Source organism: Stappia sp. BW2 (assembly GCF_008107695.1).
Taxonomy (GTDB): domain Bacteria; phylum Pseudomonadota; class Alphaproteobacteria; order Rhizobiales; family Stappiaceae; genus Roseibium.
In genome coordinates, this window is record NZ_VIRG01000049.1 from 43,869 (window position 1) to 66,458 (window position 22,590).

Here is a 22,590-nt window from a genome sequence, read left to right on the forward strand (position 1 = left end):
CTTAATCCTCACCTTCGCCGCTGTAGTTACGTTCCTCGGCGACCTCGCTCATGATCGGGACCCCGTTGTTGAGGGCCTGGGACGCGTTGATCTTCAACATCTGTGCGAGGATTTGATTGGTCTGCGCGGTTGCGACGAGTTGAGCGACTTGGAGCTCAATCAACACCTGCAGGCGGGCATTGACCGTCTCGGCGCTCGCGCCTGCGTTCTTGTATTCCTGGGCCGTCTCAAGGGTTTTGACAGCCGTCTCATGGGCTTCGTCCGACTGTGCAAGACCTTTGACCGTCGCATCCGTAATGGTCGCGATCCGGTTCTGACTGACTGACTTCTGGATCTTGGCTTTTTCTTCCCAGGTTCCCGCAGTGAGCGATTCCGGAGTGGCGACCAGGCCGGACTTGTAGGCGTTGCCCCGCTCGCAGATCGAGCCGAAGTCCACCTCGTCAAATTTGATGGACGGCATGAGCTGCTTGTAGTCAGGAATGAGACAGGCCATGTCCCCGGACACACTGGACGCAAGCGACTGGAAGTTCAGGGACGGAATGGAGAGATTTCCAAGTTCGCCGATGGATGAGAGCGTATCGCCCGCAATGCCCTGAACTTGCCTAAGCGTGTCGAGCTGGTCTGTGACAATCGAAAGGCTTTCCTTCGCGGTCGCAAGCTGGTCCTTGACGGTGCTGAGCTGTTCTTTGAGCGTCGTGAGCTGCTTTTGCGCTTCGGCGATGTTCTTCACATCGATGACAGCCATAGCGGCATGCGCCGGCGCATTGATCAATGTAGCCAGCATCAGACCGGCAACGAGCCTCATCAGAGTTTTGCAAGCCATTGGTCACCCCATTCCTGTTTGGTTTTTTCCAGTTCCTTGACCGCGGAAGGCCCTGACCGGTAGAAGCGCAAGGCGTCGCCCAGGCCCGACAGGTCCACGTCCAAAATCGTGCTTTCGTTGAAATTCGCGGCCTCGAAGCGCTTCACCACGAGCACCTGACGCCCGCCCTTCATGTCGCCTTCGCCTTTGATGAAGGCGATTTGCTCATTCGACAGATTGAAGGGTTCAAGGTTCTGGACCTTGGTCTGCGAGTTCGGCAGAAAGAACAGGGTTTGCGCGTTCTCGATCATCGCCGACGCACCATCGAATTCGAGCAGAGAACCCGGTTCCTGGAACGCAAGCCCAACAAGGCCGTTCAGCTTCCGGTACTCCCGGAACATCTCCTGAACGACGTCCCGGAAACCGTTGTTGCGTAGGAGGTTCGCCGCCTCATCGATGAAGATGGAAAAACCGCCTTCGCCGTGTTTCGCGGCTGCGGAAATCGCAGCAGAAATATGCGCCACCACTGGCGGACCCAGAACCGGATCCATCAGGGCTTCGTTCATGTTGATGCCAACAAGAAACGACTTTTGCAGAAACCCGGTGATCTGATCGCGCGGGGCGTTGAAGACGTGGCTGAACTGGCCTTCTGCTCCGTCCTCGCCGTTCACCCACTTGGCAAAAGCGCGGCGGATCTCCGACTGAGCCGGGAAGGCCGCACCATAGATGTTATCCAGCGTGCGCAAGCCCGGTTCCAGCTCGGCGGCCATGTCGAGCGCGGCATGAAGATAGTCGTCCATATCCTCATCGAACGCTTCGCCAAGCATGGCTTGCAGGATCAACCGCACCCGGTGCCGGGCGGATTTGTCGGTGAGATCGATATCGAGAGGATTGAGAGCTAAGTCCTGATAGCCCTGATAGATCCCGCCGAACGCCTCAATCATGAAGCGCGCGCCGTCCTTGGAATCGAAGACGTAGTTCCGCACACCGTGGAACTTTGCAAGTCCGCCAAGAAGGTGAAGGATCAAGGTAGACTTACCGCCACCGGTCGGGGCGAACATGAGGTAGTTGCCCGGCGATTGCGGCTTGTCAGAAACATGGAACTGGAAGGCGTAGTTCTGGCCCGTGGGCGTCTTGAACAGACGCACCGGCCGGTCGCCGAACGGGCTTGACCACAGACCGATTGGCGAAAACTGGAACGGCCACAGAGCCGCGACATTGCTCTCGGTGATCTTGAGTGGCCGCAGCAGCTTGTCCCGGCCGGGCATGCGGTTGAACCATGCGGTTGCCGCGCCGACTGTCTCGCAGCAATACCGGATCCGCGCATTATCGAGGAGGGACGTAACCTGATCGATGAGGGAGGTCAGCTCGGCCTCGTTGCGAGCCCGCACGGTGATCTGGAATTGCGTTTCCTGAAGCTGCCCGGAGTTGTTCAAGAGGTCTTCGTTGACCGCTTCCAGCTCGGCCAGAACAGCACCCGTCCCGAAATAGTTGTGCTTCTGCTCGGTGATTTGACGCGTGAAGAGGGCGATTTGCTTGGTGCTGTCGAGCGGCTTGACGATCTGGCAGACTTCCAGCTCACCGCTGAGTGCCAGCAGACGGGACACCAGCATTCCGGACACTGTTTCCGGCCAGCCGCGAACGGCAATCACGCGGTTGAGCGTCTGATGCGGCGTAAACGTATCAATCGCGCCGTCTGTCGATACGTGAATGTCAGAGGCGGGCAGGTTGGCGCTGATCCCGGCGCTAAGACGCGCAATCTCGGGTTTCAGCTCACCGCAAACCAGATAATTCAGAACACGTGTCAGCTCGCACGGTTGATTGTGCTCCTGGGCGGCAGGGACCGGCCGGATGTTATAATCCGTGAACCCGCTCAACAGGCCACGAGACGTTTTTTCCAGTTCCGCGGAGGTCTTCGTTGTGAGAACCAGGTACCAGACAAGCGAATAGGCGTTCTGGTAAAGCCGCTGTTCGGCTTCGCCGACTTGCTTCAAGGTCACGGACGGCCAGTCAGCCTGGAAGCTCACATCGCGGCGGCGCTTGATGCCAAACACACGCAGCGATGAACCGGCACTCAAGAACTGATGGAACGTGCTGGCGCGGCCCCTTGCAAGCGCCTCTTGCTCGGTGATGTTGCGTGTCTCATAGGAGAGACCGGACAGGGAAAAGACGCGGACGAAAGACCCGTCTTTGAGAGAGACGGTCTGGTTGTCGGCAAGCAACTGGTCAAATTCCAGTTCGTTCGCAAGCCAGTCCTGCTCGACTTCGCCAAGCAGGTACTTGCGGCCTCTGGAACTCACCAGAGCGGCAGCGCCAACGGCGGCGGCGCCTGTCAAAAAGGTGCCAAGCAGCATTATCGTGCAGCCTTCTTTTTGGAGGTTTTGAGCGGAAAACCGGCGATCAGGCGGCGGACCTTCTTCGCCTGGAAGAACGTGGCCGGATGCAGCAGCAGAGATTCACAGTGCGGCTCTCGCCGGCGAAGCAGAATGATCCACGCGATGGCTGGCGGTGTCGTCAGCACGACAAGCGCAAAGCCCGCCGCATTCCCGGCCAGGAACCCGCCAGTGGTTGCGAGTAAGAGTTCACCGATCATCACCAGGGCAGCATGGAGCGGGGGCATGCCGAGGATTTTCATCGGCTCCTGAATGTGGAGTGCGATAGGGCTTTGCGCTTTCATGGCTGCCCCTCCTCAAGCTGCCGAGAGAAGGGCGCGAAGCGCGGTCGGGCCGAAGATCACCAGCGCTCCGGCACCGACGAGCTGAGCAAGCCGCATGATGTCGATGCGGCCGGTGACCATGGCCCAGATGCCATAGATGATGACGCCCACACCGATGAGGGGCGCGGCAACACTGACCAACCCGCCTTCCAGGGATTGCAGCATGCTGGTCGCGGGTGCGGACCAGTCCTGTGCCATCGCCTGCGCCGGAAACAGCATCGAGGCGGATGCAATCGCTTTGATTGCAATTTTCTCAAAATCTACCTTAACGGGAGTATGCGGACAGAGTCCGAGTCTCTTCAGGATGTTCATTTTCAAAAACCCTTATTTCAGGATGAGATAGAAGGTGGCGACTGCCAGCCAGTTGAAGGTGGCCAGCGCTGCGCAGGCCATGAAGTTCCAGCGGATCGAGCGGCGTATCTTGTCGCTCTCCACGGCGTGTTGTGCGACGGCGGAAATCACCGTCTGGATGCTCTCGTTGCCGAGAGAACCGGCAAGTTTCTGGATGGTCGAGGCAACGTCATCGACCTTGTGGTCGATAGCTTCATTCACCCCGGACACGTCGTTCTTGAATTGGAGCGACACGCGATTGCGCTCATCTTCCATGAGGGCCTTGAGACGTTCGCCGAAGGCGTTCAGGATCGCGACCACGGCAAGCACCGGATCGTCCTTCTGGAAGGAAATCCCGGTTTCCCGATGGGCTGCCTCAATGGCCTCATCGAGCGTCATCTGTTTCCACTGCTCGACGGAAACAGCGTCAACCTTCTGAGCCGCTGCGGCGCTCATTCGGCGGCCTCCTGCGGTGCTGCTTCAAGGAAGCTCGCGCTGTCCAGGCGCTCAATCGCCTTGGTCCAGTAGATCTTGAGCCGCTGGCGGGACATCACATTGAAATCGCTCGACTGCATCGCCTCTTCGAAGGTCAGCTTTGCGCCCATCATGGCCCGGATATCTTCGCCGAACGTTCCCGGCTGGACCTTGGGGTGGCACATGACTGCCGCAATGCGGTCGGCGTTTTCCTGATAGAGCTTGCTGTCTTCGAAGGCTCGGCCAGCGCTGGCAACCGGCCCAAAAAACTCGTTAAGCCAGACAACTACCGGCACGCCCGGGAAATGACCGAGAATGGCAAGCAGGCTATTGAATGTATCATCCAGGGCCGCACCGCCGCAGATTGGGCAATGAATGAAGACACGAACATCAAACCCTTGCAGCAACTCAAACGCATTGTTCTCCGCAAGGTACGAACAGGTGGCGATGAAAGAAGAGGTGCCGGTGTCAATGACAGTGTGCGTTTCGCTCTCGCTTTCAAAAATCCGCGTCATCAGATGATCGAAAAGGCGCGGGTTAATGTCATCGCCGTCCATAATCGGGATCGGCACTGCTTTCAGCCCCTTGATGGCGGAAAGCGTGGGCGTGGTCGGGTCGAGGTCGATGGCCTGGACGTTGTGATCTGCGTAACGCAGATATTGCACCAGCATTGAAGACGTGAGGCTTTTGCCTGCGCCGCCCTTGCCCTGCATGACGATATGAACGGTCTTCACCACTGGTCCCTCACTGCATCAGAGCCGGTCGGAACGGTAAACTTGCTGATCTCCGGGAGAGGCTTGCGGGCCTTGGTCTGTGGCTGTGGCTTTACCTGCGCGGGCGCTGCCGTCTCGTCCTGCTTGCGAGCTGACCGCATGGCCGCGTATTCCTCGGGAAAAGCCTCGCGATAGACGTTGCAGAAGGTGGAATAGCCGATGGTAACGACACCTTCCGCCTTTAGCCGCGTCCACAACTGCAAAAGGTTCGGGCATTCCTTCGCGGTTGCGGCAATTTTTTCTTTCTGGGACCTGAACTCAAGGCGCGATTGACCCCTTGGCGCCCGTCGTGGTTTCACAGACGACATGCGATTACTACGCCCCGCGAAGCAGAGCGCCCTTCTGATATTGACTATTGAATGTGGATAAGATGCTGTATTGGTCGCACTGCTAAGCGCGATTCACGTACGGCTACGCCGCATAGACGGCGCAAGAAATGCGACCAATACGAACAGTATGGTGAGTGTTGGTACCCCCTATGCGAGCATCAAAGGACAGTTTTGGTGTTCGCTAGGCTCGGGCGATCTTTATTGGCGTTTAGATCGTCCGAGCCGCTAACAGGTCCATTTCTACAGCCTATGATTGGGCTTGTATATCCTTTTAAATACTGCTCACCGCGCCTTTTCCACACATCGTATTTTTGCGGTCAACAAACCCTTAATGCCGCTGCGTATCAGCGGAAACGTTGAGCACTTGTGCGAATAGGCCAAAGATTCGAATGAGTTCCGAAGGATCGACATGCGAAGCGTTCGTTTAGAAAGTGCCTCACTTTCTCTATCTTGCCCTCATTCTCTTACGTTCGTTAAACCGCATAAACACGCAATAAAAGGCGTTATTGGTCTTTGCTGTATTTAGCTGGAATTTGAAAGCCGGTACGGGAGAATAATAGATTTTAAGAGAAACCTTCCCTCAAGGTGACAAAAAATCACCCTTCAATGTGTGCGAGCGGAAAACGAAGGATCATCATCCATCTGTTTTTATTATATTTTTCAGCCTCACCAGCCGTTAAAAGGCTGTAAACGGGGATAACAGTAGAAAAGGCGCATAAATACTAGAAACGCAAACGCTCAAGACACTCTGTGTTAGGATATTGACAAACACACGAATCTTGAATCCTGAACTTGCCGCGAGTTCAGCAAGGGCCGACGCGCCGCAATTCGAAAAACTGGACATGAACCCTTGGTTGAATCGACGGCGGGGAAAGGGAGGGTTTTGGAGCGCCACGTTTAGTCCGGCCAACGACGATAATCAGCGATCACTGCCAGGTGTCCGGTGATTGTTCATCGTGTCACGGTCGAGCGACAAACTTTCAAGCTGTTTGCTGTGGCACCGGGAGCATCGGAAATAGGCCGCTGCCAGGCTGACCGGCAGATCCGTAACCAGCTTGGATGGAAAACACGCCGGCGGAAATTGTATCGCGCGTCCGCAAGAACGGCACTGCACAACGAGCCACCGTCCGCTTTGTTTTATGTCTGCGATGGTTTCCATGTCGATAGGGGCCATTGTGCGGCAGGACTTTTGTTCTTGTTATGTTCTATCTCTAAAAGCCGTTTCTGAAAACCATCCATCAACGCCAGCGCTATTATTTAGCTGCTCCGGCGTGCACGGACCTTTGAAACGCCGCAACTTCAGGCGACTCGGTTCCGGGTTGAGCAGCCGGTCGGTCAGGCCCGCGCAGTCAGGCATTCGACAAACTGAGACCACATCCCAAAAAGCCGGCACTCATTCGAAATGCCGCAAATTCAACGGATGGGCGGAGAGCAGAAGTTCGCGGCATGCGCGAAAAGAAACCGCCATCAGCGCGAAAGCGGACATCCCCTAGAACCAATCAGAACTGCTCAAGATTTGTTATCGCTTGGTAGAAGCTCACATGTCCTTGATTGCGATTGCCACTTCGACCCTTCCAATTGTTGACCTCAAAGAATCCGTAGGCGTCATTGGCGCAACAAACTCTTGGATTTCCATGAACTCGCGGTGAATTGTTCTGCGAATAGTCTGACCGTCACGTTTTATCTCGAGGGCTAGTTTTTCAACCATATCGTACCCCTGACGAACGCATATCCCCAACGTTTCCATGCCAATAGGGGAGCTGGTGTCGCCTCCTTGGGCAACCTTCATTGCTTTGAAGACAAGGTTTGGAAGCCCGTAAATGTACGCCAGCTCGGGGACAATTCGCAGCACGAACTCGCGAGCTTTTTCACAGGTTTTAACAAGGTGAGGTGGAGTTCCGTATTTGATTTCAAGCTCTGACAGTGGGGCTCCCTTAACCCACAAAGAGAGAAGTGGCCGTAGTTTTTGAACTGCTAACTCCGCCCTCCTGTCCAATGACGAGGTTCGTTTGAATTGCGTGCCCATGAAGTTTTCGAGCGTCTCCGATCTAACAAGATTAAGGAGATGCTGTGGATTGTCAGTCAACCAGTCGGAAATCCATTCGAACCAATCGGACGTCGATGCTTCAAATCTCAAATCTACGTTCAGTTTTTCTGCAAGTTGGCTGACGATTCCAACGGGGATGCCGGCAGAAGCGGCGAGCTGTTCTTTCCAATTTTCTTCCCGCTCTCTATCCTCTCTTGCGGATCGTAGAGAGTTTATTCGCTCAGAAGTCCATTGATCCTCATCACGCTTTCTAGCTTGAAACGCTGCAAGTGATCTGTTCAGCAAGACTCCAACGCCTTCTGTCTCTTCAAACGCGGGGTTAACGCTGAATTGAAGCCTACCCAAAAGGTATTCAGACATTGGCGTGTCCGCCGCAGAATGAGCATGAATGTGATCAAGGATTGGCATAAGTGGGTCTTCAATGACTACGCATTGGTCACTCTGCGAGAAGATCCCCTGAAGTTCAGTCCAATATTGGTGAATAGTGCTGGTTTCGTTGTTAAAGTGCACGACTTTGCTAGGCACCACCAGCACAAATCCATGCGAACGATCACCCGCACGGCCCGCGCGACCCGCTGCATTGAGTAGCTCGTGAGCTTCAAGCTGTTCCATTTTTTCCGCTTCAAGATCGAACCTGCTATCACCGCCAATCAACACAATATCACTAGGCAGGTTCATTCCTTGAGACAAAGTCGATGTCGCTATCATAACGTTGACGCCATCCGGGCGTTTGAAAATAGATTCGTGTAAACGTCGCTCTAGTGGGAGGAGGTGGCCGTGGTGGCAAACGCTCGAATTGGCGGGATGGTCATCGTCTTTAGTAATGTGCAGATATGTATGGACAGCTCCGCCAACCTCCTCCTCCACAAGCGATAGCAGTTGTTGCTCGTCTTTAGTTAAGCTCAAGGTGTCGGCCTTGAGACGTTTACTAACCGATTTGTCCGTCGAGATAGAGTTAGGGATGGTTTGTACAAAAACAATTGTTTTTAGGCCTTTTTTTGCGCTCGCCTCAGCCAAATCCGCAGAGACTTGAAGACCGTTTGGTGTGAGATACCACCGGTAGTCTTTGTTTTCCGCTAGGTCAGGATTATCCACAAACTCATCGGGAAGAATTTTTCCCGTCCCGAGCGTGATAGTTTCTTCGAGTATAGGTATGAGTGAATAGTCACCCCTGTTTGTCGATTGCCAGGTTTGGTGTAGGCAAAAGAAGCCGAATGGCTCCGCTACCATCTGCCTTTGGATGGCTGCCGGTACCCCCTTTGTTTCTGAGCCTGCTCTTGCAACCTTGAGAGTGGCTCTAAGTGAAGTGATCTCGTTTTGACCGTAAACAACACAGCCCCTCACTTGTCTCGTTGGCTTCCACAGGAGGTCCAGCGGGATGCACTTTCGCCCAGTTAGGTCACCCAGCCAGGCGGCTATTTCCGACGTATTTTGCATCATCGCCGATAAAAAAAGAAAATCAGTTTCTGGCGCTAGATTCCTGAGGTTGAGAATACACAACATTGCGTCAACCGAGCGCCGACTCTTGTCTTTCTCTCTGGGATGAAGCAGATGGCATTCGTCGAATACGACCAAGCCAACCTCGGAGAAAAGCTCGGGCCGGAAGTTTAGAAGGGCTAGGCAGCGCTCTGGCGTTAGAACTGAAATTGGTTCAAGCGATTGCAGGTCAGCATCAAATGAAAAATCCAGTGCCTGCTCGCGGAAAATTTCCTGATCTGGGAATGATGCCTCAAGCGCCCGCGAAGTTTGATCAACTAATGCAAGCGTAGGGGCGAGAAAAATAACCTGTTTGTTGCGTATCAAAGCTGTAGCTATTTTAAGCTCTGACAAAGTGGATTTTCCTGCTCCAGTCGGAAAGCTAATCGCAGACGACACACCTGCCTCCAAATAACCTTCGTCTACCGCCTTTCTATGGTTAGGCCAAAGGAACGGTCGATCTTTGGCTATCCTGCTCAGCAGTTCGTTCCATTTGTTTGGTTCGATACCCCCCGGCGCGTTGACGTTGAGTAGTGCTGAACTAACGAGGTCCCTATGCGCACAAGAAAGAAGAGACGCTAAATGTAGGGGGCCCGAAAGAACCGAGCTTTGTCTTCGCAAAGGGGCTTCAAGACCGATGTCGATTTGCTCGGAGCATAGGTCAATAACTCGTTCAATTTGAATCGCAGGAGATTCTTCAATTGAGCCCGAAGTATCGACTTGCAGAATCTGAGTTGCAATGGCGCGCACGCATTCGAACAGGTTGAAATAAAGAACTCGAGCGGCTGCGTTCTCAGAGAAATCAAGTTCAGCTAGCGCTCTATATGGAGGGGTAATCTCCAACACGGCGCTCAAATCCCCTAAACACAGGCTGGAGATTGACTGAAGCAAAGCGATCTCGATTTGCCCTTCTTGCGGCATTATAAACCGTTTGGTCATTTCTGCAGCATCTGCAGTTGCCTCAGCAGCTAAAAACAATAGTGCTGCTGACACTTCGGGTGAGATAAGATGGCTGGTGAGGTTAGTTGGGCTCGATTTCCCCTCAATAGCCTGCCGATAGAGAACACGGGCGTGGTGAGCTGACCCCGCAACAAACGCAGCAGATTTTCTATTTTCGCGACCGCGAACGGTGGCAACGAGCGCTTCCTGTGTTGCAGCTAGCCGACCAAGGTAGTCAATGTTCGACTGAAGCTCCTTGAGATCAGGCTCTGCGTCACCGATTTCATTCAAGCGAATTCTAGCAGCCACGATTTGTGCATAGGTTTCAGTCAGGCGCTTTGGAACATCCGCTTTATCTAGTCCCTCCAATTCCGGCGCGTCGGACATCAATTGGATCGTAACTGGATCAAACATTTGCTCTAACCTTTTCGATCTCATCTTTTGCCAATTCAGCGAGATCATCGAGCCACTTGCGTAAGTCTTTGATGTGAATTGTCTCGGCTCGTCGGCGATCAAAGCTTCCCTTGACCGCATCATCGTAACCCTTGAACAAGCGCTTCCTACCGGCTTCAGTCGAGTGAGTATCTCCGACAGTGATGCTCACTCGGTAGCCACGTGTTTCATGCCAGATGATGTTTTCAATAGCTTCATCAACATCAATGTCGGCTACTGTTTGTAGAAGCGAAGCCACTTTGTCAGTTAGAAGAGGTTGTCTGTTACCCATCTCGATGTCGCGAAACTCATCCCAAACCGCTACGCCTTTCCCTTTTGAATCTTTTTTTGTGGCGATGAATGTTCTAGGATCTTGTGTCGCCTTGTCTTCGAAAATCACGACGGATTGTACTGCTCCATGATCGTGATCGACCACGAGCTTTAGGCCATCAAACCCCTTTGCAGCATGTTGCATGTGAGGTGAGTCATAGATGCCATGAGGGTCTTGTTTTAATGCGGCAATGTACGAGATGGTTTGGAAAAGCCACCCGTCTCGGTGGCTAGGATCGGCACCCTCAATAGTCAACAGGTCAATCGCTCCATCGACGCTGCTGATAGCTGAAGTAGGTAGAGGAACAGGTGCGTTTTCCAGAATCTTCTTTATGTGTCGCGAGTAACCTAAAGCCACTCGGGCCACTTGTTCAGCTAAAACCTGCTTGTCCTCAATCGTCCAAGTTGCGCCACTGCACAAGCTGCCGATGGTAAATGGCGTTACTGAAATGGTCATTTGATATGTTTTTCAACTGACTGGCGACATGTAAAGGTAAAATTGAGGGCTCGACTGCACAACTCGAAAAACAACTTTTTGTTGTGAGGGTGCTAAGGGCCAAGGTCGGAAAGGTCCGCTGAGCCGATACTCGCCGCATTGGAAATGCTGCACGGGGCATGAATGTCCGCTTCGACGGCCCCCAACCCAGCCTCCCGAATTACTGACGAACGGCAGCGCCGGGCCGAAAGCGTCGACCAGGCATCCGACAACACCTGGATTAAGACGCCGCGCCGCCGAATGACCGCTTCGAGCCCAGAATCACGAATGCTGCACTGTGCGTGAAAGTCCGCATTTGAGCATCCAATTTCATGCCAAGCCAACCAACGAATTTCTCGGCAATTTTTGGCAACTAAAACCGTTTCTTATCAATTATCTCAGATTCTATTTCGTCTTCGCTACGAAAATAGAGGCGAAAAGCCTCCGGATGTGGCTTTGATGGCTCCGGCTCCGGAGCGTTGTCGATTACATATTGGATCACGAGGCCAATATCATTGGATAGTATAGGTATTGCCTCTTTGAATGATGGATATGAGGCTACTAGCCCGTAGCTTGTTATTACCGCAGCACCGATCATCTTGAATCGGGCAACAATGCTACCTTCGAAAACGCCCTCTAATTCGAGCGTCAGTGTTTCAAGCGAAACTTCGTATCCCGATGTCGCGAAGCCGGTATCGCTGCCGATAACTGTAGTGAGGCGCTCGTTGACCAGTGCCGCTACTTCCATTGCGACAAGCTCGGCAAAGTATTCGCCGATTTCTTCCAGTGAGACACCTTTGAAGACAATCTCGGCGCGCCCCAGAGTGATAACCTCCGGCTCAGGTTGCGGCTCGTACATTTCAACCATTGCCATGTAGTGCACCTCTCACTTTACAGCCTCAAACAACACGTTCACACAACATGTACCATTTTGAAAGCTGCCGTTGGTGCAGACGCCGCGAAAGCTGACTTTTGTCCCGCATTGCCGGCGTCTGGCGGCCACCCGTCATCGCAGATGCAACAAATGGCGGCTTCGACGGGTTGCATCGCAGCGCCATTTCGGCAGGTGGATGTCGGCTCCGGGCCGGAAGCGACGCCAGCGAAATCGATCGGATACGGCATGCCTGCCGCATGGCCGCTTCGAGCCCAAACTGCGTGATGCTGCATGGCGGACGAACGTCCGCTAACAGCGATAGTCCGATGGCTGCACCTTGCGGCAGCGTCAGTCACGACCCACCTACTATCCAAGTTTTCGTGGGCCGGAGAATTAATTTGTTAAAGAAGTTCGCTTTGTTATTCGGGTTGCTCGCCCTTGCTGTCATTGTCGGCGCTATAGCCCTCTATAAACCGGTCAGGATCTTCGCGCCTCAATTCTTCGGTCTCACCTGCGTCTCGGAGAAGCTTTGTATTGATGATGTTGGTCGCCTGGAGGAGGCAACGGAATTGCTGGAAGATGCTCGAAGGTTTGTTTCAGATGAGCTAGGTTCGTTGAAAGCCGAACTAAAGGTCTTGTTTTGTGGCACACGCCAGTGCTTCGCAAATTTTGCCGACCCTGCTGTTGCTGCCCAGTATTATTGGGGCGCACGCACGTTATTGATCGGCGACCGCGCGACCCCCTATATCATTCGCCATGAATTGATCCATCATTGGCAAAACGAGAATTTTGGAGGCCCCAACGAGGCGCTACGCTTACCCATGTGGTTTTTGGAGGGGATGGCTTATTCGCTAAGCAATGATCCTCGTGAAGTGATCCCAAATGCCGAGGCGAATGGGCAGCGAACGCGTTTTTTGGAATGGCAACGCACAGGAGGCGACTGGCGGACCCCACCGAGGCAGTAAGTTGTCATTCATACCTAGGCATGAAAGGTTGCTTTGCCCGCATTGCCGGCATCTGGCGGCCACCCGTCTTCGCAGATGCAATGAATGGCGGCTTCGGCGGATTGCACTGCAGCAGCATAACAGCGGGTGAATGTCGGTTCAGGGCCGTTCTCACTCGTCACCACTGACCCAAACGGGGCCTCGATTGCGATGTAGGTGGTTTGTTGTCCCCGACCCGCGTCCAGAACCCTGATTTGCGCGGGTGGGCTTTCTTGAGCCCGGCGAGATAATTCGCGTGGTCGATCATTCCGCTGGGGCGAGCACTATCTGCGTCTTCGGCCAGAAGGGCTAGTTTTTCCAGATACTTCGCACCATGCGAATAAGCCTTGGAGCGCGCGCGGCCCAGGATATCATCTAGGAGTGCGCGGTATAGGATCGTCGCGGCCAGCGGGTAGTCGTGCTCCAGAATTGCTGCGACTTTCGGCAGGATGTGCCAATCTCGGCCGTCCCAGCGGTGAGGATGCGTCACAATGAGTTTTGCGGCCAGGTCTATTCGGGGCCAGTCGAGAAAGAATTGCAGCGCAATCTCGGGGAGCGCCTTTTCAAATGCCAGAGCATGGGCGCGTTCCTCGGCCTCGATATCCTCGAAATCAGGCAGGTGTTTGAGGTAGTCACGCAGGATGTCGGCGGACAGCACCGCCTCGAAACAGCGCCAGCGCAAGGCCTGAGCGGCAGGCTTGTCGTCAAGAGTTTCAAGGATTCGCGCCTCCAGACTGACCCGCCCTGGCGACATGTCGCCGTCAGCCTCGCTGTGTCCGCGCTGACCCGGTTTGCGCGCCCAGTCAAGCGCCTCAGCGGCACGACCGGCCTCCAGCAGTTGCACAGCGATCCCCAGTGTGTCCTGCATGTGCGGTCGCTTTTTCGCCTCCAGTGCAATGAGCAGGTCAAGATCGCCCCGCGCTGCGGCGATGCTCTGACGCATCGCGGTCCATTGTGAGGTCATGGAGTAGAACCAGCCATCCGATTTCCGCGCCGTTTCCTCGGCCTGCCGTTCAGCGATGGCGTGTTTCAGATCGTCATCCCAGCGGGCCAGAGTGTCTTGCGGCAGATGCGGCGCCAGGGTTGCAGTCAGATCAACCAGATAGCCATGTGTGCTTTCGCCAAGAGTGCTCATGATCCTTTCGGGCAGCAGGTCGGCCTCTGACGGCGCCAGGGTCTGCACAACTTCGCCGGTCGCTTCGATCGCCTGATAGTAAACATCCTGAATGCGGCCCGTGGAATCGTCGACACGATCGAACACCTGTTCATGGGTGGCGATGAAGCGCAAAAGCCGGTCGATGGTAAGCGCCGGGGCGGCGGGACCAAGCTCTGACGTGATGGCATCGGTCAGACTGCGCAGATCGTCGCAAAAGGCACGGGCCTTGTCCCATTCGATGAAACTCTTCGCCCGCTCCAGACCAGAAAGCCGTCGGTCAATCAGTTTGGCGATGCCCTCGGGGCCAGATTTTCCGGCCATAGCCGCCTTAACCTGCCGCCGGAAACCCGCGTTGCGTTCCGCCTCGCCCATCACCAGTTGCGCGAGTTTTTCGGAGCCGAGGTCTTTTAGTTTGTCAATGGAAAGGGCGGGTTTGCGTGTCATGGACGGGTCCCGATTTGATAACATTCTGGCCATTAGTGACTTGGCGACATCGCAAGGGCAAGTACCAGGCATCTCGATTGCCTTGCAGCCGGTTCGTGAGAACCATGAGCAGGTTCCATCGACAAGCCCTGCCTTTTCGGATTTTGCCTCGGGCCGGCGGGTTTCGCACGATCGGCAGCTCAGGGCCGGTGTTGCCACCGGCCCTTTCGTCATATCTCTACGCCTTCAGAGATCGTTAGCGCGTCTTCGAGTTCCACGCCGAGGTATCGGACGGTGCTGTCCATCTTCGTGTGGCCGAGAAGAAGCTGAACCGCTCGCAGGTTGCCGGTCTTTTTGTAGATTTGGGCGACCTTCGTCCGTCTCATGGAATGCGTGCCATACGCGCTCGGTTCCAAGCCAATCGAGCGCACCCAGTCCTTCAAGAGACGAGCGTATTGCCGTGTCGATATATGCTCGCGGTCATGGAAACGTCCAGGCCAGAGGTACTCGTGACCGATCATCACCGGATTGCTGATCCACTCCATGAGGGTCTTTCGGGTGCCGTCGGTGATTTCGAACCGCACCGGTGATTTTGTCTTGCTCTGCAAGATCGAGGTCCGTTCCTTGACTGCGCCAGCCGAGAAGACGTCTGCGACTTTCAGCCGGACCAGATCGCAGCCGCGCAGTTTGCTATCGACTGCCATATTGAATAACGCCAGATCACGGACAGCGCCGGCCAATTCGAGACGAACACGGATCGCCCAGACATGCTTTGGGAGCAGCGGCCTCTTCTGACCAATGATGCGCCCGTGGTTCCATGCCTTCTTGGCGGGCACCACCATCGGCAGGTTGAAAGCAGACATAGCGGTTCCTCCGAACCTCTCCTACCCACCGCAACACTCGCGACATTCGAGCAAGCAATGATATGTCCCTTCCTGGTGAGGCGAACAACGGCAGCTCCGAGCTCCAAGCGGCCTTGCGGCGGTGCGGCAGTCCTGCCGTATCCGATCGACTTCGACGGCGTCACTTTCGGCCCACTGCTGCCGTTCACCCGCTGATAGGGTACTGCGATGCAACTCGCCGAATCCGCCATTCATTGCATTTGCGAAGACGGGTGGCCGCCAGATGCCGGCAATGCGGACTTTGCTGCCATATCCCAAAGGTCCGCTTTGAGGATTTCAGCTTGTTTCTCGAATTGTGGCTGGTTCCGGCTTTCGCTCAGCAACCAGTAATCCGGCCACCGTGATTAAAGCCATGCCTAGAAGGGTCAGCCCATCCGGCTTTTCTGCAAAGAATACGAAGCCCCAGATGACTGCGGAGACGAGGTAGGCATAGTCGAACGTTCCGATCATCTGCGGTGGCGCGATCTGATAGGCCCTCGCGACACCGAGGAAGAATGCGGCCGACAACGCCCCGAGGAACGCCATCAATCCCCAATCGGACCAGCCCATCGGGGTCCAGCTTCCCAGCAGAAAAGGATAGGATGCGACGGATGCCGGATCGAGACTGAGGGTCGCCAGCACGGTCGTTGCCACCAGGCCCGTAATGATGAACGATCCGTGCAAACCGAGCGCGAGATTCACGGCGTCGTCGTCCTGACACTTGGCACGCGTCAGAACCATTGCTGACGAATAGAAAGCCGCACCGATCAACGGCAGGACGATCATCCAGGTGAAGGCATCGGTTCCGGGACGAAGGATTGCGGCAACCCCCGAGAAGCCGACAAGAACCCCGAGCCACTGCCGCTTAGAGACGCGTTCGCCGAGCACCAAGGCAGATAGGAGCGCTGTCAGGATTGGGTTTGTGTAAACCGCCACCGCTGCGACCGACAGTTTCAGGATCGGGAGGGACGCGTAGAATGCCAGCCAGGTCAGGACGAGCAAAGCACTTCTGAGCAGAACCCATTGGTTCAGGATCGCACCGAATTGGACGTTTCTGAAGTATCCGAGTGCGACGAGGCACGGCACGGCGAAGAGGGACCGCGCGGCGAACACCTGCCAGACCGTCAGGTTCGAACTGACCAGCTTCACCACCGCATCGGCAAACGCCATCGCCGCCACGGAGGTGAGGATAATCATGATCCCTTGAGCGATCTGATCGGGCCGCTTCTCACTGATTTTAGTCACATCGGGTCTCGTTGTATGCGCCTGTCCTCTAAGGAATACTGCAATCCCTTGTGTTTGAGTATGGCTTGCGGATGAAAGCTATTGTTTGATAAATCTAAATAATGGATCGGTTTACTATTCACGGGATCGACGTATTCCTGGCCATTGTGCGCGAAGGTTCGATGCGCGCAGCGGCGGAGAAGCTTGGCGTGGGTGCTCCTGCCGTCACCCTCCAGCTCAAGTCCCTGGAGGAACGTCTTGGGGTTGATCTTCTGGTTCGCACGACACGGAGTCTCGAACTCACTGAGGCCGGTCAAATTCTCTTCGACAGCGCATCTCCGGCCATGCGGGATTTGGGCAGCGCCATCGAGAGAGCACAGCAGGCAGCCAAGTCCACCGTTCAGGTGCTGCGTTTATCCCTTTCGCGGGGCGCGTACCTAGTGGCGGTCGCGCCGATGCTGCCGAGCTTTCTCTCTGACCATCCTGAAGTCAGCCTCGAAATTTCCTGGAATGAAGAGCTGGTGGATATTCAGCGGAAAGGGTTTCACGCAGGCGTTCGGCTCGGTGATGTGCTGTCTGCCGATATGGCCGCGATCCGTGCGTCGGCAGGCGTGCCATCAGCGTTCTTCGCATCTCCTTCTTATCTGAAGGCACACGAAACCCCGCAGAAGCCCCGCGACCTCCTTGACCATGCCTGTATTCGCCATCGTCACCCAACCTCTGGCCAGCTCAGAGAATGGTGGGTTTCCGAGGGCAAACAGACCAAACGTATCGACCCGCCAGCCCGGCTAGTTTTCGATTCTGCGGCAGGTGTGATCCAGGCGGCGCGCGAGAGCCACGGTATCGGCTGGTCCATGCGTGCCACGATGGAGGATCACCTCGAAACTGGTGAGTTGGAACTGGTGCTAGACGGCTACGCGACCGAGCTGCCCCCATTTTACCTGTATTTCCCCGAGCAAAACGCGGACCAGGAACCACTCAGGTCGTTCATTTCCGCGGTGAACCGACACTTGGCCACCGATACGAAGAGCTGACGTGCGCTGCATCCTGACCAATGAGCAGGTTGGGCTCCTTTCTGCCATTCGCCGCAAATGGCCCAAATGGCAGCTCCGGGCCGGAAGCGACGTCAGCGAAGTCGTTGGGATACGGCAGGCCTGCGGCGGCGCCGCATGGCTGCTTCGAGCCCATGGCTGCTATTGGCTTTTCGGCGCTTATGTGTTCTCAAGCTGGATATTGGGAAAAAGGCGAGATGCAGGATGCAGTGGATACTTCAGCAGTTCGAGGACACGCAGAAGCTTGCGGATGCGCTTGACCGTCTGGGTATCTCCTACTCATGGCACAAGGTGGTTCCTTTCGTCGGTGAGCTTATGCCAGAACCTCAAGTAAACGACCCACTTGCTGTGGTGATGTTCGGCTCATACACGCTTTGGCGATATGCCGAAACCAAGGGCCTCTATCCGGGTGTTTTCCGCATAGCACCGTTCGTCCACGAGAAGCCTTGGCAATCCTTCATGCTCAACGGCCCGAATGCGGTATTTCTAACCGTAAGCGAGATTGAGGCAAAGCTGCCAAGTGATAGCAACCACTGGTTCGTTCGCCCGGTTGCCGACAGCAAAGAACTGGCGGGAAACGTCAAATCTGCTGCAGACATTCACGAGACAGCACGCATGGTCATGTCACTCGACGCAAGCGAGATTCCAAATGGTTCTTTGCGTCCTGACACGCTGATGATGCTGACGGAGCCAGTCAGTATTCTTAAGGAGTGGCGCATCTGGATCGTGAACAACAAGGTCGTCACCTACTCCCTCTACAAGGAGGGATCGCGGGTAACCTATCGCCATGAGATCGACGAGGACGCGTTGGAGTTCGCCCAGTCCTTGATCGGGCTGAACGAAGGCTACTCACCTGCCTATGTCATGGACATTTGCCGAACCGAGGAAGGTCTGCGATTGCTGGAAACAAACTGCATCAATGCTGCCGGGTTCTACGCCGCCGATCTGACAAAGCTGGCAGCAGCGATTGATGGAATTGCTTGATTCCATCATAGATCGCAAATGACCGCTAAGTCCGCAGTGCCGACGTCTGGTTGCTAGCTGTCTTCGCAGATGCAACGAATGGCTGCTTCGACGGGTTGCATCGCAGCGCCATATCAGTAGGTGAATGACCATTGAGGTCCGGAAGCGTCGACGCATTCAGGGCTGACGAATGTCAGCTAACGTCAAACGGAGCACACTAGGCGCCAGTCCGGTCACAGCCCATAAGAGCCGTTTCATGACAGGGCGGTGCGCAGTCAGGTGGAACTGGCGGCAGCAACCTTGAACAGAAAAGCTATTCACCTGGCTAAAAAAGTTAAAAATTGTTTATTTTTAATTGTGACTTCTAATGTAAATGCAACAAGAGCTTAGAGGCCGCCACAGGGCAGGGAGGTCAGCCTCCGGTCAGGCGTGCTGGTCGGGGTTGCTAAGCCTGTCCGGGGGCGGATGGTGACACCGTGCCTAACTATCGGATGCAGAATTACATCTTAGCGAGGAACTTCTGTGTTTGACCGTTTATACCAAAGGTAACTTCCAAATAGTCCGATCAATCCAATTGCACTGCCCCAAGGAGATAGACTTAGGAAAACGTCTGCAATAGGGGGGGCGGGCAAGCAATCCTTGCCACATTTCAGTGCAAGACCGGCAGTGCCGATGCAGGCACTGGCGTAAAATGCGAGACCTGCAATCGATGCCGTAATCAGAGGCACATGACGCCTATCATCTGCGTTCGCCAAATACCATTTGGCCCCGATCCAAATCATTAGGAAGGTGTAGGGCCATATCCAGACCCAGAACGCAGAAATGGCAAAAGACCACCTCTGTTCGTTGGATTCCATTGGGCATTTTGTGCAGCCATCGTTAGCAACAACCGACACCACCACGCAGAAAGCATTTAGAATGATAAACAAGCTGTATATTGTAAAACGACGAATGGATTGAAGCATGATACTCAACTTTATTTCTGTACTTCCTTACAAAGAAACGCTGCTCGCGCAGAAGTTCCTTATTGTAGTTATTGGATAGTCGAAACTACTGAAAATTGCAGAGCGATTATCGTGATACGATGGACAGACTGTCCAGACAGTTAGACAAGCCGGTGAGACAGAATCCGATCTTTTACTTGTTCACTTCACGCCTGAACACTTCAGCCGGGGTGTGGAAGCCGAGGCACTTCCTCGGCGTGTTATTCAACTGATCGATCAGCGTTCGTATCGACACATCAGGAACTGACAAGACAGCGGTATCCCGAGGCAAGTAGCGTCGGACCCGTCGGTTCATGTTCTCAACCGTGCCTTTCTGCCATGGCGCGGACGGATCGCAGAACCAGGCATCTGTCCCCATGCCTTGCTTGAGCCGCCGCCAGGAAACGAATTCAAAACCGCGGTCGAAAGTCAGACTTTGCCGGGCATGCCTGGGCAGGGGGCCGAGCACGTTGATGAGCCGGTCCATGATCGGCCTGGACTGCCGGTCGTTGTTCTTGAAGAGCACAGTGAACCGGCTTGTCCGCTCGACGACCGTCGCCACATTGGCATTGCCCTGAGCCCTCTCGAAGATCATCAGGTCGGCTTCCCAGTGGCCAAACTCCTTGCGTTCGTTGACGGCTTTCGGCCGATGTTTGATCGAATGTGCTTCCGGGAAAACCAGATTTTGTGGCTTGCGTGCGTATCTCGGCCGACGCTTTCTCCGCCGTTCCGGAAGAAGCCGAGCGAGTTGTTGCCGTTGTCCTTCTGTTGAATAGACGTAGCGGTAGATCGTCTCGTGACAAACGCGGAACTTGGCCTTCGGTTCGATCTTCAACCGTCCGGCAATCTGTTCCGGCGACCAGCCGGCTTCCAGCTTCCCGATCACAGCGATCCGCAGATCCTCGCGCCGAAAGAGCTTGCCGACGCGCCGGCGCCGATCACGTGCCATGTCATTGGCAGTCACCGCCCAGTAGCCATCGGCATCAGGGAACCCACTATCATGCCAGTAGTTGCGTTTGATCTCCCGGGAGATCGTTGCCCGGTCACGGCCGAGGCGTCTGGCGATCTCTGACTGGTTGAATTTTTGGTCCCGCATGCGGGAAATCGTCTTGCGTTCTTCAAAACTCAAATGGGCAAAAGTCCGGCTCAAAACATCGCTCCCGAAAAGCAGGCAGCTTAGCGCCTTTGTTGCAGTTCGGGATAGAATGTGCCCAATATCTTACAAAAAAACGCGTAATGTTTATTATGGAATTTTTGAACAGTTAATCAACTGTATCTTCAGTGAACCATCCTATCTACGGAAGATGCGAACCGACTTACGGGCCTTGATCGCCCTTATCAGCTCTGCCTGGACCTGCTTGGTAAACTTGATACTGAATGCGCCGATCCGGCCGCCCGGTTCGAAGTAATAAGAGCGCTCGGGCATGTCGGAGTTAAATTCATCGCAGATCACCCAAAGCCTCAAACGTTCATCGAGCCCAGCTCGCCTTTTCTCGATTTGCGGCACTTCAACGAAATGGGATCCTGCAACCGGTTCCTTGGTGGTGATCGGCACCAGGATGACTTCTGTCAGTTTGTCTTGCTTTCGGTTGACGAGCGTCAGAGCACAGGGTCTGGCCTTCCGTCCCTCGGTTTCGCCGTGGTCGGCTTGCCAGGTCCAAAGATAGGGATACTCCCAAATGTCTCCGACTTTTGGATTGCTTTGCCGATCAGTCATTCTTTAGGCTGTCTTCCAAAGCGGAAAGCAGATCGCCGGCATCGGCGTCGGACAGATCCGACACATGGACAGCCTTTCTGGTATCCCTCCTCTGCTGCAGGCGTTCGAATTCCTCAGCTGAAAGCATCACGAAGCGGGATTTGCCGTGCCGTTGAATGGCGACGGGTTCCTGTGCGGCTGCGGCAAGAACATCTCCGGTCTTGTTGGCCAGTTCGGTTGCGCTGAAAGCACGCATGGCAGACTCCAAGTGGGTTTTGATAAAATCAATATATTAGCTAAAATGGGCAAAATCAACATTTTCAAAGCCAAATAGCTGTGTTTCCAACCATATCTCGCGGTTAAAGAATTGGCCCGAATGGCGCGGACAATGGACAGGCGGGTTTCTTGCTCAGCTTGGGCTTAGCCGACATTCGTCGGCCCAGAATGCGTTGGCAATTCTGGCCCAGAGCATTCATAGGGCACCGTCTCAATGAATGGCGGCTTCGCGAACAAACCATTCGTTGCCTGATCAGAACCCAATGACTGCTTCATGGTGCGCAGCTTCTGTGGTATTCACTGTTTGCAATGCGAATTAAAGGAATTTCGGATATCCCTGAAGCAATTGTTCCCGCCGATTTGGTCGGTTACGTCAACGATTGGAAAATGTCGCCGGGCTTGGAGCATGAAGGGTTCATCTTCATGACAGGTTTCACCGGGGCTTCGCCGGACGGACAATACTCAGATGATCCTACCGAGCAAATTGAAGCGGTTTTCGCAAAAATTCGCGCGGTTCTTGAAGAAGGCGGACTGGGTTTCCAGCACCTCGTCGAGATGACGAGCTACCACGTCGGACTGCGTGACCATCTCGATGAGTTCAAGAGCATTCGAGCCAAGTATGTCCAGGAACCTTTTCCAGCTTGGACCGCAATCGAGGTTGCGGGCTTTGTTCGAGAGGGTGCGATTGTTGAGATCAAGTGTATCGCCCGAAGGGGATAGCCGACATTCGTACAACTCGCAGCCTCATGTAAAAAGGGCTCTAATCGGACTTGCGGCGCCACAGCATCTCGATCTGGACTTGGCTGGTGCCTGGTCGACACAAACGGCCCAATGTATGTGTCGGCTGCTGTTCGCAATCGAGAATTTGGCACGATTTCGGAAATCGCTCATATGTATCCGGCCTGTTAGTCGGCTCGCGGGCCGTGGCCTTGATGGGGTTACGCACGCGCCGTGGT

Annotated in this window: 21 protein-coding genes; 4 read left to right on the forward strand and 17 right to left on the reverse strand. The window is 54.7% G+C overall.

The window, feature by feature from the left end; translation table 11 throughout:
* Position 1: 1 nt before the first annotated feature.
* From FMN63_RS03510 to FMN63_RS03555, 10 genes are all read right to left on the reverse strand, one after another.
* On the reverse strand, positions 2-823 hold the full coding sequence (locus FMN63_RS03510) for a TrbJ/VirB5 family protein (protein ID WP_148582567.1): 822 nt from the start codon (positions 821-823) through the stop codon (positions 2-4).
* Complete coding sequence (locus FMN63_RS03515) at positions 805-3,156, reverse strand: VirB4 family type IV secretion system protein (RefSeq protein ID WP_148582568.1); 2,352 nt, start codon at positions 3,154-3,156, stop codon at positions 805-807. The genes FMN63_RS03510 and FMN63_RS03515 overlap by 19 nt, the downstream gene beginning before the upstream one ends.
* Positions 3,156-3,479 (reverse strand): hypothetical protein, encoded by a 324-nt coding sequence (locus tag FMN63_RS03520; RefSeq protein ID WP_148582569.1) that lies wholly within the window; start codon positions 3,477-3,479, stop codon positions 3,156-3,158. Before FMN63_RS03520 ends, FMN63_RS03515 begins: the two co-directional genes overlap by 1 nt.
* Positions 3,480-3,491: 12 nt before the next feature.
* Positions 3,492-3,830 carry a TrbC/VirB2 family protein gene (locus tag FMN63_RS03525; RefSeq protein ID WP_148582570.1) on the reverse strand — a complete coding sequence of 113 codons (339 nt, stop codon included), beginning with the start codon at positions 3,828-3,830 and terminating at the stop codon, positions 3,492-3,494.
* Positions 3,831-3,842: 12 nt separating this feature from the next.
* Positions 3,843-4,304: a hypothetical protein gene (locus FMN63_RS03530; protein WP_148582571.1), complete on the reverse strand. Its 462-nt coding sequence runs from the start codon at positions 4,302-4,304 to the stop codon at positions 3,843-3,845.
* Positions 4,301-5,059 carry a nucleotide-binding protein gene (locus FMN63_RS03535; protein WP_148582572.1) on the reverse strand — a complete coding sequence of 253 codons (759 nt, stop codon included), beginning with the start codon at positions 5,057-5,059 and terminating at the stop codon, positions 4,301-4,303. The genes FMN63_RS03530 and FMN63_RS03535 overlap by 4 nt, the downstream gene beginning before the upstream one ends.
* Positions 5,053-5,298, reverse strand: a complete 246-nt coding sequence (locus tag FMN63_RS03540) for a hypothetical protein (protein ID WP_148582573.1) — start codon at positions 5,296-5,298, stop codon at positions 5,053-5,055. The genes FMN63_RS03535 and FMN63_RS03540 overlap by 7 nt, the downstream gene beginning before the upstream one ends.
* 1,663 nt (positions 5,299-6,961) lie before the next feature.
* Positions 6,962-10,300: a DEAD/DEAH box helicase gene (locus FMN63_RS03545; protein ID WP_162529976.1), complete on the reverse strand. Its 3,339-nt coding sequence runs from the start codon at positions 10,298-10,300 to the stop codon at positions 6,962-6,964.
* Positions 10,293-11,105: a hypothetical protein gene (locus tag FMN63_RS03550; protein WP_148582575.1), complete on the reverse strand. Its 813-nt coding sequence runs from the start codon at positions 11,103-11,105 to the stop codon at positions 10,293-10,295. Before FMN63_RS03550 ends, FMN63_RS03545 begins: the two co-directional genes overlap by 8 nt.
* A gap of 391 nt (positions 11,106-11,496) precedes the next feature.
* The gene (locus tag FMN63_RS03555) at positions 11,497-11,997 is read right to left on the reverse strand and encodes a hypothetical protein (RefSeq protein WP_148582576.1); all 501 of its coding nucleotides are present in this window, start codon (positions 11,995-11,997) and stop codon (positions 11,497-11,499) included.
* A gap of 98 nt (positions 11,998-12,095) precedes the next feature.
* Here FMN63_RS03555 and FMN63_RS03560 point away from each other — a divergent pair, with 98 nt between their 5' ends.
* A complete protein-coding gene (locus FMN63_RS03560; protein ID WP_148582577.1) occupies positions 12,096-12,962 on the forward strand; it encodes a hypothetical protein in 867 nt (288 codons plus the stop codon).
* A 157-nt stretch (positions 12,963-13,119) separates the two neighbouring features.
* Here the strand turns inward: FMN63_RS03560 and FMN63_RS03565 are convergent, their stop codons facing one another.
* The 3 genes from FMN63_RS03565 to FMN63_RS03575 form a co-directional block, all read right to left on the reverse strand.
* Complete coding sequence (locus tag FMN63_RS03565) at positions 13,120-14,580, reverse strand: DUF6880 family protein (RefSeq protein ID WP_148582578.1); 1,461 nt, start codon at positions 14,578-14,580, stop codon at positions 13,120-13,122.
* A gap of 209 nt (positions 14,581-14,789) precedes the next feature.
* Complete coding sequence (locus FMN63_RS03570; protein ID WP_148582579.1) at positions 14,790-15,422, reverse strand: tyrosine-type recombinase/integrase; 633 nt, start codon at positions 15,420-15,422, stop codon at positions 14,790-14,792.
* Between the two features lie 315 nt (positions 15,423-15,737).
* Positions 15,738-16,685, reverse strand: a complete 948-nt coding sequence (locus FMN63_RS03575) for a DMT family transporter (RefSeq protein ID WP_148582580.1) — start codon at positions 16,683-16,685, stop codon at positions 15,738-15,740.
* A gap of 101 nt (positions 16,686-16,786) precedes the next feature.
* Between FMN63_RS03575 and FMN63_RS03580 the strand changes: the two genes are divergently transcribed.
* Together FMN63_RS03580 and FMN63_RS03585 are read left to right on the forward strand one after the other, a co-directional pair.
* Complete coding sequence (locus tag FMN63_RS03580; protein ID WP_148582581.1) at positions 16,787-17,698, forward strand: LysR family transcriptional regulator; 912 nt, start codon at positions 16,787-16,789, stop codon at positions 17,696-17,698.
* 222 nt (positions 17,699-17,920) lie between these two features.
* Positions 17,921-18,700, forward strand: a complete 780-nt coding sequence (locus tag FMN63_RS03585; RefSeq protein WP_148582588.1) for an ATP-grasp domain-containing protein — start codon at positions 17,921-17,923, stop codon at positions 18,698-18,700.
* A 1,116-nt stretch (positions 18,701-19,816) separates the two neighbouring features.
* Here the strand turns inward: FMN63_RS03585 and FMN63_RS03590 are convergent.
* From FMN63_RS03590 to FMN63_RS03600, 3 genes are all read right to left on the reverse strand, one after another.
* Positions 19,817-20,812, reverse strand: coding sequence for an IS30 family transposase (locus FMN63_RS03590; RefSeq protein WP_148582582.1), 996 nt, complete (start codon positions 20,810-20,812; stop codon positions 19,817-19,819).
* Between the two features lie 141 nt (positions 20,813-20,953).
* Complete coding sequence (locus FMN63_RS03595; RefSeq protein ID WP_148582583.1) at positions 20,954-21,379, reverse strand: hypothetical protein; 426 nt, start codon at positions 21,377-21,379, stop codon at positions 20,954-20,956.
* Positions 21,372-21,614: a type II toxin-antitoxin system Phd/YefM family antitoxin gene (locus FMN63_RS03600; RefSeq protein ID WP_148582584.1), complete on the reverse strand. Its 243-nt coding sequence runs from the start codon at positions 21,612-21,614 to the stop codon at positions 21,372-21,374. The genes FMN63_RS03595 and FMN63_RS03600 overlap by 8 nt, the downstream gene beginning before the upstream one ends.
* Before the next feature lie 329 nt (positions 21,615-21,943).
* On the opposite strand from FMN63_RS03600, the gene FMN63_RS03605 reads away from it, so the two are divergent.
* On the forward strand, positions 21,944-22,354 hold the full coding sequence (locus FMN63_RS03605) for a RidA family protein (protein ID WP_148582585.1): 411 nt from the start codon (positions 21,944-21,946) through the stop codon (positions 22,352-22,354).
* Between the two features lie 40 nt (positions 22,355-22,394).
* On the opposite strand, the gene FMN63_RS29625 is transcribed toward FMN63_RS03605, so the two are convergent.
* A partial coding sequence (locus FMN63_RS29625) for a hypothetical protein (RefSeq protein WP_205513846.1) occupies positions 22,395-22,590 on the reverse strand: 196 nt, incomplete at its 5' end.

What these genes read in the sequence shown, in the direction of transcription:
- FMN63_RS03510 (WP_148582567.1), bottom strand. Translation starts at nt 823, where the DNA reads ATGGCTTGCAAAACTCTGATGAGGCTCGTTGCCGGTCTGATGCTGGCT.
- FMN63_RS03515 (WP_148582568.1), bottom strand. Translation starts at nt 3,156, where the DNA reads ATGCTGCTTGGCACCTTTTTGACAGGCGCCGCCGCCGTTGGCGCTGCC.
- FMN63_RS03520 (WP_148582569.1), bottom strand. Translation starts at nt 3,479, where the DNA reads ATGAAAGCGCAAAGCCCTATCGCACTCCACATTCAGGAGCCGATGAAA.
- FMN63_RS03525 (WP_148582570.1), bottom strand. Translation starts at nt 3,830, where the DNA reads ATGAACATCCTGAAGAGACTCGGACTCTGTCCGCATACTCCCGTTAAG.
- FMN63_RS03530 (WP_148582571.1), bottom strand. Translation starts at nt 4,304, where the DNA reads ATGAGCGCCGCAGCGGCTCAGAAGGTTGACGCTGTTTCCGTCGAGCAG.
- FMN63_RS03545 (WP_162529976.1), bottom strand. Translation starts at nt 10,300, where the DNA reads ATGTTTGATCCAGTTACGATCCAATTGATGTCCGACGCGCCGGAATTG.
- FMN63_RS03550 (WP_148582575.1), bottom strand. Translation starts at nt 11,105, where the DNA reads ATGACCATTTCAGTAACGCCATTTACCATCGGCAGCTTGTGCAGTGGC.
- FMN63_RS03555 (WP_148582576.1), bottom strand. Translation starts at nt 11,997, where the DNA reads ATGGCAATGGTTGAAATGTACGAGCCGCAACCTGAGCCGGAGGTTATC.
- FMN63_RS03565 (WP_148582578.1), bottom strand. Translation starts at nt 14,580, where the DNA reads ATGACACGCAAACCCGCCCTTTCCATTGACAAACTAAAAGACCTCGGC.
- FMN63_RS03570 (WP_148582579.1), bottom strand. Translation starts at nt 15,422, where the DNA reads ATGTCTGCTTTCAACCTGCCGATGGTGGTGCCCGCCAAGAAGGCATGG.
- FMN63_RS03580 (WP_148582581.1), top strand. Translation starts at nt 16,787, where the DNA reads ATGGATCGGTTTACTATTCACGGGATCGACGTATTCCTGGCCATTGTG.
- FMN63_RS03585 (WP_148582588.1), top strand. Translation starts at nt 17,921, where the DNA reads ATGCAGTGGATACTTCAGCAGTTCGAGGACACGCAGAAGCTTGCGGAT.
- FMN63_RS03595 (WP_148582583.1), bottom strand. Translation starts at nt 21,379, where the DNA reads ATGACTGATCGGCAAAGCAATCCAAAAGTCGGAGACATTTGGGAGTAT.
- FMN63_RS03600 (WP_148582584.1), bottom strand. Translation starts at nt 21,614, where the DNA reads ATGCGTGCTTTCAGCGCAACCGAACTGGCCAACAAGACCGGAGATGTT.
- FMN63_RS03605 (WP_148582585.1), top strand. Translation starts at nt 21,944, where the DNA reads ATGCGAATTAAAGGAATTTCGGATATCCCTGAAGCAATTGTTCCCGCC.